A 12,758-nucleotide genomic window follows, 5' to 3' on the forward strand; every position below is an offset into this window, starting at 1 on the left:
GGAAATTTGAATGTCGCAAAAAGTAACAAGACGCCAATTCCTGAACTACTCTCTGATGGGAGTGGGATCATTCATGGCGGCTGGCATCATACTGCCAATGGGTAGATTTGCACTCGATCCGTTGTTCCAGGCTGAAGCGGAAGGGTCCATGATCACTACGAGTGTAAGAGCTGAAGAAATCACCGAAGAACCTGTCAAAGTGGACTTTTCTTTTGAACAGCAGGATGCATGGTATACAAGTGAAGTTACAGACTTTGCTTGGGTATATAGAGATGGCGAAGAGATCATCGCTCTGTCGCCTGTATGCAAACACTTGGGCTGTACCGTAACATGGGCTGGTGATGATGCCAACCCGAACCGATTCTTCTGTCCGTGCCATAATGGCCTTTACGAGAAGAGTGGTCAGAATGTACCAGGTACACCTCCAAGAGGACCATTGGACCAGTTTGAAGTCGGTGTATCCGATGGTTACATCACTATAGGTGAAAGATTCGCCAACGAAATCGTATAGGAGGGAACACTTTGCTTAACAGAATCTATGATTGGATAGACGATCGCATTGATATCACTCCTATATGGAGAGATGTCGCTGATCATGAAGTGCCGGAGCATGTTAACCCTGCCTATCACTTCTCAGCATTCGTATATTGCTTCGGCGGGTTAACGTTTTTCATTACAGTCATCCAGGTACTCTCAGGAATGTTCCTGACAATGTACTACGTACCTGATATCGTCAATGCCTGGAATTCCGTCTATTATCTGCAGCATGACGTTGCAGCAGGACTCATCGTTCGGGGTATGCACCACTGGGGTGCCAGCCTGGTAGTTGTTATGATGTTCCTACATACTCTAAGGGTATTCTTCACAGGCTCATACAAGGCGCCACGTGAACTCAACTGGGTTGTGGGTGTTCTTCTTTTCCTCGTAATGCTTGGTCTTGCCTTCACAGGCTACCTGCTGCCTTGGGATATGAAAGCATTGTTCGCTACAAAAGTAGGATTGGATATTGCAGAGAGTGTACCGTTTGTCGGTGAATGGATCAAGACATTGCTTGCCGGTGATGAAGAGATCATCGGAGCTCAGACATTGACACGTTTCTTTGCCATCCACGTATTCTTCCTGCCTGCTGCTCTATTCGTACTGATGGCTGTCCACTTCATCATGATACGTAGACAAGGCATCTCAGGACCACTATAGGAATGATAAGGGAGGTAAATTGATATGAAACGTGGAAAAGGGCTGACATTTGTCGGCGATTCACGAGTACAGAAATATGACAAACCAAAGCTCAATCGCGACTATTCCGAATTTCCAGGTCGCACAGAGGAATTCTATCCGGATTTCCTTCTGAAAGAGTGGGTAACTGGTGCAGTATTCCTCATCGGTTTCCTCTGTCTGACTGTCGCACACCCTGCACCGCTCGAACGTGTAGCAGATCCGACTGATACAGGATATATACCACTTCCTGACTGGTATTTCCTATTCCTCTATCAGATTCTCAAATACACATATGCATCCGGACCTTTCAATGTCATCGGTGCAATCATCATACCTGGTATTGCTGTTGGTGCATTGATGCTGGCACCTTGGCTGGATAACAGCAAGGAGCGCAAGTGGACGAAGCGTCCGGTTGCTGTTGCCATGATGCTCATTTCATTCGGCATCATCTTCTATACAACATGGGAGTCGGTCGCATACCACGACTGGGAAACCCAGAACCAGCAGGGTCAGATTGTATTCTCGAACCTTGATGCCGAAGATCCTGTCTTCCAGGATATCATCAGATCAAACTGTACAAGCTGCCACGGTGGTGAGCTGACAGGTGGATCCGGGCCGAACCTGATTGAACCTGATCTGAATGCAGAAACAGTACGTGCATTCGTAGAGAATGGTACTGGAGAAATGCCGGCATTCAAAGACCAGCTGACTGACGAGCAGATCCAGCAGGTTTCAGAGTTTGTTGCCAACCTCGAACTGACATCAAGAGATGGCGCTACAAATTCCACCAACGATTCCGACACATCCGAATAATAACAAAAAGCCCTAGCAATAGGGCTTTTTTTAGTAAGGGAATGTACTTATGTATAAACTAATCGACCTGATGTACAACAGATGGTTTCTCATGCTGCTGCTGATTTCAAACGTCATCGGTACTCTTTATGGGTACTGGTGGTATAGAGGACAGCTCGCCGACACGGACTGGTATTTCATCCCGTTCGTTCCGGACAGTCCGACAGCCACATTGTTCCTCTCGATCGTCATCCTTCTTATACTGATGGGGAGGAAGTGGGGGCTGATGGATGCCATGGCATTTACAACACTGATCAAATATGGCGTATGGGCGGTAGTCATGAATCTGCTGACTTTCGTGGAGACAGGATTCATTTCATGGATCGGGCTGATGCTCATTGCATCCCACGGCATAATGGCTGTACAGGCGATTCTTTTTCTGCCTCATCTCGAGATCAGGCCCATCCATCTCTACATTACTGCCATCTGGCTGTTCCATAATGATATCATCGACTATGTATATGGACAGTATCCCGTCTACGGCAATCTGGCACAGTACGAAGCCCATATCGGATACTTCGCCTTCTGGCTGAGCGTCCTTGTACTGGTCCTGCTGCATCAGCTGGTACCGAGCCGTTCTGATTGACGGTTCGGCAAAATTTGAAGTAGAATAAAGTATGAAAAACTTTTGGAGGTTGGAATCCACGTGATTATTATACTGTATTTTGTGATTTTGATGGTTGTTCCAATGCTCGCACAGATGAACGTGAAATCGACATTCAACAAATACTCTAAAGTGCGTTCTACGAGTGGGCTTACAGGCCGTGAGGTAGCAGAGGAAATACTCAGGGAAAACGGCATCTACGATGTTTCCGTAGAAAGAGGCAAAGGCTTCCTGAGTGACTATTATGATCCGAAGAATAAGAAGGTTGTACTGTCCCCGCATAACTACGACACGCCAAGTGTTGCAGGTACGGCAGTTGCGGCCCACGAAGTCGGACATGCCATCCAGCATGCGACAGGCTACGCATTTCTTAACTTCCGTTCTGCACTCTTCCCGCTTGCCCAGCTTGGAAGCAACTTCTCATACATTCTGATTATTGCCGGCATATTCATCACCTATGCGCAGAGCAATGCACAAGGTGGACTGGGAGATATGCTCCTCTGGGGCGGTATCGCTCTTATGGCATTTGCAGTTCTGTTCCAGATTGTTACGCTTCCGGTCGAGTTTGATGCATCCAAGCGTGCGATGAATCAGATCGAATCATTGAACATCGTCAATCAGAAGGAATACCGTCATGCCAAGAAAGTCCTTAACGCAGCAGCAATGACATACGTTGCAGCGACTGCAGTGGCTGTGGCTGAACTGGTCAGATTCATCATGATTGCACGAAGCAACTAGATCGGATCCGAGGAACCCATGAAGGGTTCCTTTTTTTATTTTACCTGTATTCTGTTAATATTATGATGAACATGGAAGGAGAGATATCATGGATTGCAGCTATACCGAGGAGCAGCGCATCTTTCGCTACAGAGCAGTCGGCATCATCATCGAGAATGGCCATATACTGCTTGCGACTAACAGCATGGCGGAGTACTTCTATACAATCGGTGGGGCGGTCAAGCATGGCGAAACAAGTATCGATGCCGTCAGAAGGGAAGTCCTGGAAGAAACCCACCTTGAATATGAAGTAGAGAGGATGCTGACTGTTGTTGAAAACTTCTTCGATTACACGTTCAATAGTACAGAGTATGAGTTCCATGAAGTCGCCATCTACTACATGATGAAACCCCAGGGCATGAAAAGCATCAATAGTGTGCATGATATAGGAGGCGGAAGGAAGGAACATGTCGAATGGATTCCGCTGTCAAAAATCGACAGGGTGGAGATCAGACCGGCAATCGTCAAGGAGATCATAGCCAATATCAATGATCTGCCTTCACCTCTGATACACAAAGATGTAAACCACTAGTGCAAATCAGGTTCACACAGTGACGAAGATTGTCTATAATCAGTAATAGCAACCAAAAGAATGGATGATGATATGAAGATTGCATTAATCGCGCATGATGAAAAGAAGGATGATCTGCTGAGATTCATAGACAAGCACCTGGTATTTTTCAGAAACCAGGAGCTGTATGCGACCGGGACGACCGGTGGCAGAATCATCGAGCATACTGGACTCGATTTGCACCGGTGCAAATCCGGACCGCTCGGTGGCGACCAGGAGATCGGTGCAATGGTCGCAAACAGGGCAATAGACTGCATCATCTTTTTCAGGGATCCGCTTACTGCGCAGCCCCATGAGCCGGATGTCAGTGCGCTGCTGAGATTATCCGATGTATATGATGTACCGCTCGCGACGAATGAAGGCACTGCGGAGGCCATCCTCTACCATCTGAGCCACAAAGACAGGGGGTAGACTGGATGAAAATCGGTATAACCTGCTATCCGAGCGTGGGCGGCAGTGGCATCATCGCCACTGAACTTGGTATACAAATGGCAGAAAAAGGGCATGAGGTGCACTTCATCACTTCAAATGTCCCTTTCAGACTGGATGCGAACCATCCGAACATCTATATACACCAGACGGATATAAACGACTACAGCGTATTTCGCTATCCACCCTACGACATCACCCTGGCAAGCAAGATTTCCGAGGTCATCGTCGAATACGACTTGGAAATCATCCATATGCACTACGCTGTCCCCCATGCTGTATGCGGCATTCTGGCACGGCAGATGGCAGGCCGGAATGTGGGCATCGTCACCACACTCCACGGCACCGACATCACAGTGCTCGGTCATGACATGTCGCTTGTCACTGCAATACGTTTCGGCATCAACGGTTCCGATACTGTCACGGCAGTTTCGGAAAGTCTGAAGGCACAGACGCTGGAACTGATCGGTCCGGACAAGGACATACAGACCGTCTACAACTTTGTTGATGAGAAGCATTTCAATACGATTGAGAGAGAAGAAACAAAACAGCATATGAAGGAAAGATTCGGAATATCCAACAGCACCAGGGTGCTCATGCATACTTCGAACTTCAGAAAAATAAAACGGATCGATGATATCATCCGCACTTTCCATGAAGTGCACCAGTCTGTGGACAGCATTCTTGTACTGGTCGGTGATGGTCCGGAGATGAACAGCATCCGCAGGCTGGTCAAAACTCTCGGGCTGGAAGACGCCGTCATATTTGCCGGGCAGCAGACAGATGTGAAATCATTCTATCAGATGAGTGATATATTCCTGCTCATGAGCGAGAAGGAAAGCTTCGGTCTGGCATTGCTTGAAGCGATGAACTGCGGCGCTGTGCCGGTCGGTTCGACAGCCGGCGGCATAAGTGAAGTCATCCGGCATGAAGAGACCGGCTATCTTGTAGAGGTCGGTGATCATGAAACAGCTGCCAGTCATATCAACCGTATACTTGCGGAGGACACACTCTATGGAAGCATCCAGACCCGGATGCTTGAAGATGTCAAAACCCGTTTCCACTCCGATGTCATTGTGAGTGAGTACGAAACGCTGTACAGACAGCTGATCGAGGAGCAGAACCATGCATGAACTTTTTACAACAGGCAATATCATACTGAAGACATTGGAGTCCCATGGACACAAGGGATACTTCGTCGGAGGCTGTGTACGGGACCATCATATGGGACGGACCATCAATGATGTCGACATCACGACCGATGCGCTGCCGGAGGACATCGAGCGCATATTCGAGCATACAATCGATGTGGGCAAGGAGCATGGTACCATCATCGTCCTGGTGGAGGATACTCCATTTGAAGTGACCACCTTCCGGACCGAATCGGAATACAGTGATTTCCGTCGACCGGATCAGGTCATATTCACCCGGGATCTATACAGCGATCTCGAACGCAGGGACTTCACCATGAACGCCATGGCCATGAACGATGATTTCACCATCATCGATCCCTATGACGGGATGGATGCCATCAGTCACCGCATGATCGCCACTGTCGGCCTGGCATCCGAAAGATTCAACGAGGACGCCCTCAGAATATTGAGAGCTGCCAGGTTCTCCTCACAACTGCAGTTCGAAGTTGCAGAGGAGACGAGACGGGCCATGGCAGAGCATGCAGAGAATCTGCGCCATGTCGCTGTGGAGCGCAGTGTGACGGAACTCACCAAGCTCTATTTGGGGATGGATCCAAAGAGAGGCAAAGTGCTGGTTGTGGATACACGCCTGAATAAGTATCTGCCATTTTTCGATAGGGTGGATGATGCATCATTCCTCAGGACAGACGTCCGATCTTTGGAAGACGAGCTGGCGCTCCAGATCCATCTGTCGCCTGAGCTCGCACAGTCACTGTCCGCATTGAAGCTGTCCAATGCTGTCAAATCGTATATCGGCAATATCATCAGACTCCTGGATATGGTCGATTCCGCTTCCATCAGGGAGCTCGCCTATGGATTTGACACAGGCATACTGGCGAATGCCATAAGTATGATCCAGGCGAATGGCTGGCTTGAAACCGGAGACAGGAGGGCACATCTGCAGTCGGCACTAACCATGAAACCTGCACTTCCCATCGCTGATGCTTCCGAGATCGATCTTGATGGACATGCACTCATGACACTGTTCAATGCACGCGGTGGCCGATGGATCAGGACCGTTCTTACAGCTGTGGAACAGGAGATACTTTACGGCAGGCTGGAAAACGACAGATACAAAATAATTGAATGGGTGAAGGCACATGTCGAATTTGAAGCAGGAGATATTAAAATTACTGAAAAGTGACCAGTTCATTTCCGGACAGGAGATGGCCGACCGTCTGGATGTTTCCAGAACAGCCATCTGGAAGAGCATCAATGCTCTGAAAACCGAAGGATACAGCATCGAATCGGTTACGAGAAAAGGCTATCATCTAAGAGAACATCCCCGTTACATAAGCCCGACAGCACTGGAAGTACTGGTTCAGGATTCCGCTCTTTTCAGTCATATGGAATATTTTGAAACAACAGAATCCACCCAGATCGAAGCATTCCAGAAGCTTGAGAGCCGGGATGGTGCCTATATCGTTGTGGCACTCGAGCAGACGAAGGGCAGGGGACGGTTCAGCCGCGAGTGGTTCTCACCAAAGAACAGGGGACTCTATCTCTCCATCGTGCTGCGACCGAATATACCGATCACAGAAATCATACGCTTCAACCTTTTTATTTCACTGGCCCTCTCGAAGACACTGGATCAGGCCTTTGGTGTCAAGAGCGGCATCAAATGGCCGAACGATATATACATCAGCAATCGGAAAGTATCCGGTTTTCTGACGGAAGTCGTCAGCGAAAGCAATGTGATCAATGCTATAATCTGTGGTATCGGCATCAACATATTCAAAGATGAAGGTGTCAGTGCGCTCGGTACCGCAACTGACATTGAATCGGAGATGGAACCCGGAAGAAAAGTGGATCTGGATGATTTCATGAAAAAGCTGATCCACAATATGGAAGTGTACTATGACCGTTTCATCAATGAACCATTCAGCTGCATCCGCGATGAATGGAAATCGCGGGCGATCGTCTTCAACAAAGATCTGAGAATCACCGAAACCGGGGAAAGCTACATGGCCAAGGCTCTGGATATCGATTCCGATGGATTTTTGGAAGTGCTGGATGAAACAGGTGAAATCAGAAGAGTGGTCAGTGCGGATATTGAACTCTAGTAGGAACTGGTGATGAGATGCTGAATGAAAAATTTGCGGTGGTCGACCTGGAAACCGCCGGAAATAACAAAAATAAGGATAGTATCATCCAATTGGGCATTGTAATTGTCCAGAATTTCAAAGTCGTTGATAAATATACGACTTTCCTGTCGGATGAAACAGAATTGACCCCCTTTATAAAAGAGCTGACAAGCATTGAGACATCCATGCTCGAAAATGCACCCCGGTTCAAAGATGTCGCCCACGAAATAGCGGCTCTTCTTGACGGCTGCGTCTTTACAGCCCACAATGTCGAATTCGATTACGGGTTCCTCCAGTCTGCCTTCAGGAAGTGCGGCATCAGATACAGCCCGAACCATCTGCTCGATACTGTGGAGCTGGCGAAAATATTTCTGCCGACACTGGAACGTCTACAGCTCAATGAGATTGCACAGACACTCGGCTTACGTCTGTCAAATGCACACCGTGCAGACGAAGATGCACTGGCGACTGCAGAGCTGCTCATCCATCTGCTCGGCAAGATCTCTGCGCTGAATACTGACACCCAGAAGCAGCTGTATCATCTGTCGAAATCCCTGAAATACAGCTTGTCCGATGTGCTCTTCTCCGTTATTGCACAATCCGGGGAAAGGTCACCTCTCGGTCTTGAACACTATGGATCATTCTTCATGAAACAGGAGCCGCATATGAATAGGCACCTCGAGCCCGTTACGGTCAGGGAACTGTATGACGGCTATGTGGCATATTCGGGCAATGAGTACCGTGAGGAGCAGCTGCGTCTTGCCAATGAGATATTCGAAGCACTTGAACAGGGTGACAATCTCGTTGTGGAGGCATATACCGGCGTCGGCAAGACACTTGCCTTCCTGATTGCCGCAGTCAGTTTCCACTCGCTTTTCGGCCGGAAAGTGCTTGTCAGTACATCGAAGAAGATTCTGCAGAATCAGATTCTTGCAGATGAGCTCAAAGTACTCGAGCAGGCTTCAGGCCTGTCAATCGGTGCAGCCAGTCTGAAAGGGAAAGAGAACTATATGAACCTTGATGCGTTCGAACTGCTCCTGTCCCTTGAGGAAAACAATACCGAAATCGTACAGCTGAAAATGAAACTGCTCGTATGGCTCCTTGAAACAGACACGGGCGACCTGGCTGAAATCCATCTTAAAGGACCGGAGCGTGCCTACTATAGAACAGCATCCATCCAGGCTGGGGAATCAAGCAATCACCTGTTCTTCGAACGTGCCCTGTCTGAAGCAGAGCAGTCGGCATTTACAGTGACGAACCATTATTTTCTGATGGAATGCCTTGACCATCTGCCTGATGTAGCAAGCGTCATCGTGGATGAGGCCCATCAGCTCAAACGGTCGCTCGAGGAAAGGATGCGGACGACCTTCAGCTACCAGGCGATGAAGTTCTTCATCGGACAGATCGGCACTGCAGGCCAGGAACGGCTTCTGACCACCTATATCAACCATAATGAAATGTCGGTATATCTGCTTGAGGATATACTCAAGCACCTCAATCAGAGCATCGACAGGATATTCGGTGCGGCGGCAGCCGGCAATATGGAAGATATGCGGCACCATATCGAAGTCAGCATCCATCATGCTTCCATATTCCTCGGCACCATACGCGGTACGCAGAACTACCAGGTCCTCTACAATCATATGCACCACTATCAAAGAATGCTCGGAAGTCTTGAACGTGGAATAAGGACAGGCAGCTATACCCTCGATGCGGATAGGAACCCGCAGAAGATCAAGGTGCACATTCATGAAGCGGATATGGCCTCACTGCACAAGAAAACAAGCCATCTGGCTGCAACCATCATGCTGTCGGGCACATTGGAAGTGAACGGAAGCTTCGATCATCTCGACTACTGGTATGGGGAAGCGGATTTCAAGACGCTTGTCATACGCAACGAAGCGCTCTTCAGGCAGACGAAGATATTTGTGCCGGAGGATATTCCCGCCTATGATGTACAGGATGACGACTTCATCGCAACGATTGTCGAATACATCGCCATCTATCTGAGCGAGACGGACCAGAAGCTGATGGTCCTGTTCTCGAACTTCGAGCTGCTGGACAAGGTCTACGAGTATACGGAGGATATACAGACTTTCGAGGACTATGTAATACTGAGGCAGTCGCGGGCGACTACAAGCGAAAAGCTGCTGGCCCAGTTCAACCAGCTGGACAGATGCGTACTCCTCGGTACGTCGAGCTTCAATGAAGGTATCAATATACAGAGTACAGGCACAAAATGCCTGATGCTGACAAAGCTGCCCTTCCCTGTGCCGAAGGAAGCGGATTTCAGAAGCTTCTACCGGACCGACCTGCCGGAAGCAGTATTCCAGTTCAGGCAGATTGCCGGCAGGATCCACCGCCGTCCGGAGGAGAAGGGACTGCTGCTGCTGTTCGACAGACGCATTCTCAGCCGCAGGTACAGTGACGCATTCCTCAAGTATTTCCCCCCTGAAAATATCATCGAGGGGGACGGAGAGTCTTTCAAAGCACTGCTCCGTGATTTATAATGACTATATCAACCCTAAAGGAGACGAAATATGCAACTCTCTCAACGAATCAGGAATATAACACCAAGTCAGACATTGGCAATCACAGCCAAATCAAGGGAATTGAAAGCTCAAGGTGTCGATGTAATCAGCCTCAGCGCAGGAGAGCCCGATTTCAATACACCTGAGGAGATTATAGAAAAGACCTACAAGGCACTGAATGAAGGACAGACAAAATATACGTCGGCTTCCGGCATCAACGAACTGAAGGAAGCCATCGTCCGGAAAATGAAGGACGACAACGGCCTCGACTATGATGCTTCCGAAATTTTTGTCGGCAGCGGGGCAAAGCATGTACTGTACAACCTGTTCCAGGCAACACTCGATGCAGGTGACGAAGTATTGATACCGACGCCATACTGGGTAAGCTATACAGAACAGGTCAAACTGGCCGAGGGCAAGCCTGTCATCATGCATACCGATGAATCAACATCATTCAAGATGACGCCTGAGATCATCGAGGCGCATAGAACGGATAAGACACGCATGCTCCTGCTGAATTCACCGAGCAATCCGAGCGGTATGGTCTATACGGAGGAAGAACTGAAAAATCTGGCAGAATATCTGGAAAAGACGGATATCGTCGTGGTCGCCGATGAAATATATGAAACACTCGTATACGACAGACCGCACATCTCGATTGCATCATTCAGCGATAAGATGAAGCAGAACACGATCGTCATAAACGGTGTCAGCAAGTCCCATGCCATGACGGGATGGCGCATCGGCTACGCATGTGGTGACCGCGACGTCATGAAGGCGATGACCGATCTGACAAGCCATTCCACATCCAACCCTGCGACACCGTCTCAGTGGGCAGCTGTCGCTGCCTATGAAATGGATCCGTCCTATCTTGAGGAGTACAACAGAACCTTCAACGAAAGAAGGGACAGGGCGTATGAGAAGCTGATGGAGATTCCATACATCGACTGCATCAAGCCGGAAGGCGCATTCTACCTGTTCCCGAACTTCAAGGAATGTGCACAGAAATGCGGTTTCCAGGATGTCGACCAGTTCGTCACCGCGCTTCTTGAAGAACAGTATGTCGCTGTTGTGCCGGGATCAGGATTCGGTTCGCCCGACAATATAAGGCTCAGCTATTCACTGAGCATCGAAGATATGGCCGAAGCACTCGACCGTATCAGAAAATTTGTAGAACAACACACTAAAGGAGCATAGTTCGACATGAAGATATCAATTAACCAGGCATCTAAATACGAAGGGCAGCAGGTGACAATCGGATGCTGGCTGCTGCAGAAGCGGGGCAGCGGCAAGATCCAGTTCCTGCAGCTCCGGGACGGCACAGGCTTCATGCAGGGTGTCGTCGTCAAAGCGAACGACGAAGCACTGTTCGAGACAGCCAAAGGGCTCACTCAGGAGACATCCATGTACGTCACGGGCACAATCAAAGCGGACGAGCGCTCACAGTTCGGTTATGAAATGGAAGTGGACGGCATAGAAGTCATCCATACTTCGGAAGGCTATCCGATCACACCGAAAGCCCACGGCCCTGAATTTCTGATGGACAACAGGCACCTATGGCTGCGTTCAAAGAAACAGCATGCCGTCATGAACATCCGCAACCAGATCATCAAAAGCACCCACGACTTCTTCTTCGAGAACGGCTATAAGAAGATCGATCCACCGATTCTGACAAGCAGTTCGCCTGAGGGGACGACAGAGCTGTTCCATACAAAATACTTCGATGAGGATGCATACCTCTCCCAGAGTGGCCAGCTGTACGCTGAAGCAGCTGCAATGGCACACGGCAAAGTATTCTCATTCGGTCCGACATTCAGGGCGGAAAAGTCCAAGACGAGAAGGCATCTGATCGAATTCTGGATGATAGAGCCGGAGATGGCATTCTACAAGCATGAGGACAGTCTAAAAGTGCAGGAGCAGTATGTCGAATACCTTGTACAGCAGGTACTCGCGCACTGCAGTCTTGACCTTGGCATTCTGGAGCGCGATACGAGCGTCCTCGAGAAGATCAAGGCACCATTCCCACGCATCACCTATACCGATGCAGTCGAACTGCTGAAGGATAAAGGGTTTGATGATATCGAGTGGGGCGAGGATTTCGGTGCACCGCATGAAACCGAAATCGCAAACCACTTCGACAAACCGGTCTTCATCACGAACTACCCGAAAGCGATCAAATCCTTCTATATGGAGGAGAACCCTGAAGATCCGCGCACCGTACTTTGTGCTGACATGATTGCACCGGAAGGATATGGAGAAATCATCGGGGGCAGTGAGAGGATCCATGACTATGCCACGCTTGAGCAGAAGATCACCGACAGCGGTCTCGATCTTGATGCCTACCAGTGGTACCTCGACCTCAGAAGATACGGCAGTGTGCCGCATTCCGGATTCGGTCTTGGTCTTGAACGTACCGTTGCATGGCTGAGCGGCGTCCAGCACGTCAGGGAGACCGCTCCATTCCCACGGCTGCTCAACCGTCTTTACCCATAGGTCGAA

13 protein-coding genes are annotated in these 12,758 nt (G+C 49.1%); all 13 read left to right on the forward strand.

Features of this window, described 5'->3' with window-relative positions:
• The first annotated feature begins 10 nt into the window (after window positions 1–10).
• The 13 genes from J4760_RS03400 (at window position 11) to asnS (ending at window position 12,752) form a co-directional block, all read left to right on the forward strand.
• On the forward strand, window positions 11–511 hold the full coding sequence (locus J4760_RS03400) for a Rieske (2Fe-2S) protein (protein ID WP_145286361.1): 501 nt from the start codon (window positions 11–13) through the stop codon (window positions 509–511).
• An 11-nt stretch (window positions 512–522) separates the two neighbouring features.
• Window positions 523–1,197 (forward strand): menaquinol-cytochrome c reductase cytochrome b subunit, encoded by a 675-nt coding sequence (gene qcrB, locus J4760_RS03405; RefSeq protein WP_145286363.1) that lies wholly within the window; start codon window positions 523–525, stop codon window positions 1,195–1,197.
• Window positions 1,198–1,221: 24 nt separating this feature from the next.
• Window positions 1,222–2,031 (forward strand): cytochrome c, encoded by an 810-nt coding sequence (locus J4760_RS03410; protein ID WP_145286367.1) that lies wholly within the window; start codon window positions 1,222–1,224, stop codon window positions 2,029–2,031.
• Window positions 2,032–2,080: 49 nt separating this feature from the next.
• Complete coding sequence (locus J4760_RS03415; protein ID WP_145286369.1) at window positions 2,081–2,656, forward strand: DUF1405 domain-containing protein; 576 nt, start codon at window positions 2,081–2,083, stop codon at window positions 2,654–2,656.
• Window positions 2,657–2,716: 60 nt separating this feature from the next.
• Window positions 2,717–3,412 (forward strand): zinc metallopeptidase, encoded by a 696-nt coding sequence (locus J4760_RS03420; protein WP_145286372.1) that lies wholly within the window; start codon window positions 2,717–2,719, stop codon window positions 3,410–3,412.
• Window positions 3,413–3,500: 88 nt separating this feature from the next.
• Window positions 3,501–3,983: an NUDIX hydrolase gene (locus J4760_RS03425; RefSeq protein ID WP_237604778.1), complete on the forward strand. Its 483-nt coding sequence runs from the start codon at window positions 3,501–3,503 to the stop codon at window positions 3,981–3,983.
• 72 nt (window positions 3,984–4,055) lie between these two features.
• Window positions 4,056–4,433 carry a methylglyoxal synthase gene (locus tag J4760_RS03430; RefSeq protein WP_237604779.1) on the forward strand — a complete coding sequence of 126 codons (378 nt, stop codon included), beginning with the start codon at window positions 4,056–4,058 and terminating at the stop codon, window positions 4,431–4,433.
• A 5-nt stretch (window positions 4,434–4,438) separates the two neighbouring features.
• A complete protein-coding gene (gene bshA / locus J4760_RS03435; RefSeq protein ID WP_237604780.1) occupies window positions 4,439–5,584 on the forward strand; it encodes an N-acetyl-alpha-D-glucosaminyl L-malate synthase BshA in 1,146 nt (381 codons plus the stop codon).
• Complete coding sequence (locus J4760_RS03440; RefSeq protein WP_237604781.1) at window positions 5,577–6,788, forward strand: CCA tRNA nucleotidyltransferase; 1,212 nt, start codon at window positions 5,577–5,579, stop codon at window positions 6,786–6,788. Before bshA ends, J4760_RS03440 begins: the two co-directional genes overlap by 8 nt.
• On the forward strand, window positions 6,745–7,707 hold the full coding sequence (locus tag J4760_RS03445) for a biotin--[acetyl-CoA-carboxylase] ligase (protein ID WP_237604782.1): 963 nt from the start codon (window positions 6,745–6,747) through the stop codon (window positions 7,705–7,707). The genes J4760_RS03440 and J4760_RS03445 overlap by 44 nt, the downstream gene beginning before the upstream one ends.
• Before the next feature lie 17 nt (window positions 7,708–7,724).
• The gene (locus J4760_RS03450; protein ID WP_237604783.1) at window positions 7,725–10,238 is read left to right on the forward strand and encodes an exonuclease domain-containing protein; all 2,514 of its coding nucleotides are present in this window, start codon (window positions 7,725–7,727) and stop codon (window positions 10,236–10,238) included.
• A gap of 30 nt (window positions 10,239–10,268) precedes the next feature.
• Window positions 10,269–11,456: a pyridoxal phosphate-dependent aminotransferase gene (locus J4760_RS03455; protein ID WP_237604784.1), complete on the forward strand. Its 1,188-nt coding sequence runs from the start codon at window positions 10,269–10,271 to the stop codon at window positions 11,454–11,456.
• Window positions 11,457–11,462: 6 nt separating this feature from the next.
• Complete coding sequence (gene asnS, locus J4760_RS03460) at window positions 11,463–12,752, forward strand: asparagine--tRNA ligase (RefSeq protein WP_237604785.1); 1,290 nt, start codon at window positions 11,463–11,465, stop codon at window positions 12,750–12,752.
• The last annotated feature ends 6 nt before the right edge of the window (window positions 12,753–12,758 follow it).

The organism is Salinicoccus sp. ID82-1, from assembly GCF_021991715.1.
Taxonomy (GTDB): Bacteria; Bacillota; Bacilli; order Staphylococcales; family Salinicoccaceae; genus Salinicoccus; species Salinicoccus cyprini.

Excerpts from the sequence above, each read along its gene's own strand:
- J4760_RS03415 (WP_145286369.1), top strand. The coding sequence starts at position 2,081 with ATGTATAAACTAATCGACCTGATGTACAACAGATGGTTTCTCATGCTG.
- J4760_RS03400 (WP_145286361.1), top strand. The coding sequence starts at position 11 with ATGTCGCAAAAAGTAACAAGACGCCAATTCCTGAACTACTCTCTGATG.
- J4760_RS03410 (WP_145286367.1), top strand. The coding sequence starts at position 1,222 with ATGAAACGTGGAAAAGGGCTGACATTTGTCGGCGATTCACGAGTACAG.
- asnS (WP_237604785.1), top strand. The coding sequence starts at position 11,463 with ATGAAGATATCAATTAACCAGGCATCTAAATACGAAGGGCAGCAGGTG.
- J4760_RS03450 (WP_237604783.1), top strand. The coding sequence starts at position 7,725 with ATGCTGAATGAAAAATTTGCGGTGGTCGACCTGGAAACCGCCGGAAAT.
- J4760_RS03455 (WP_237604784.1), top strand. The coding sequence starts at position 10,269 with ATGCAACTCTCTCAACGAATCAGGAATATAACACCAAGTCAGACATTG.
- bshA (WP_237604780.1), top strand. The coding sequence starts at position 4,439 with ATGAAAATCGGTATAACCTGCTATCCGAGCGTGGGCGGCAGTGGCATC.
- J4760_RS03445 (WP_237604782.1), top strand. The coding sequence starts at position 6,745 with ATGTCGAATTTGAAGCAGGAGATATTAAAATTACTGAAAAGTGACCAG.
- J4760_RS03425 (WP_237604778.1), top strand. The coding sequence starts at position 3,501 with ATGGATTGCAGCTATACCGAGGAGCAGCGCATCTTTCGCTACAGAGCA.
- J4760_RS03430 (WP_237604779.1), top strand. The coding sequence starts at position 4,056 with ATGAAGATTGCATTAATCGCGCATGATGAAAAGAAGGATGATCTGCTG.
- J4760_RS03440 (WP_237604781.1), top strand. The coding sequence starts at position 5,577 with ATGCATGAACTTTTTACAACAGGCAATATCATACTGAAGACATTGGAG.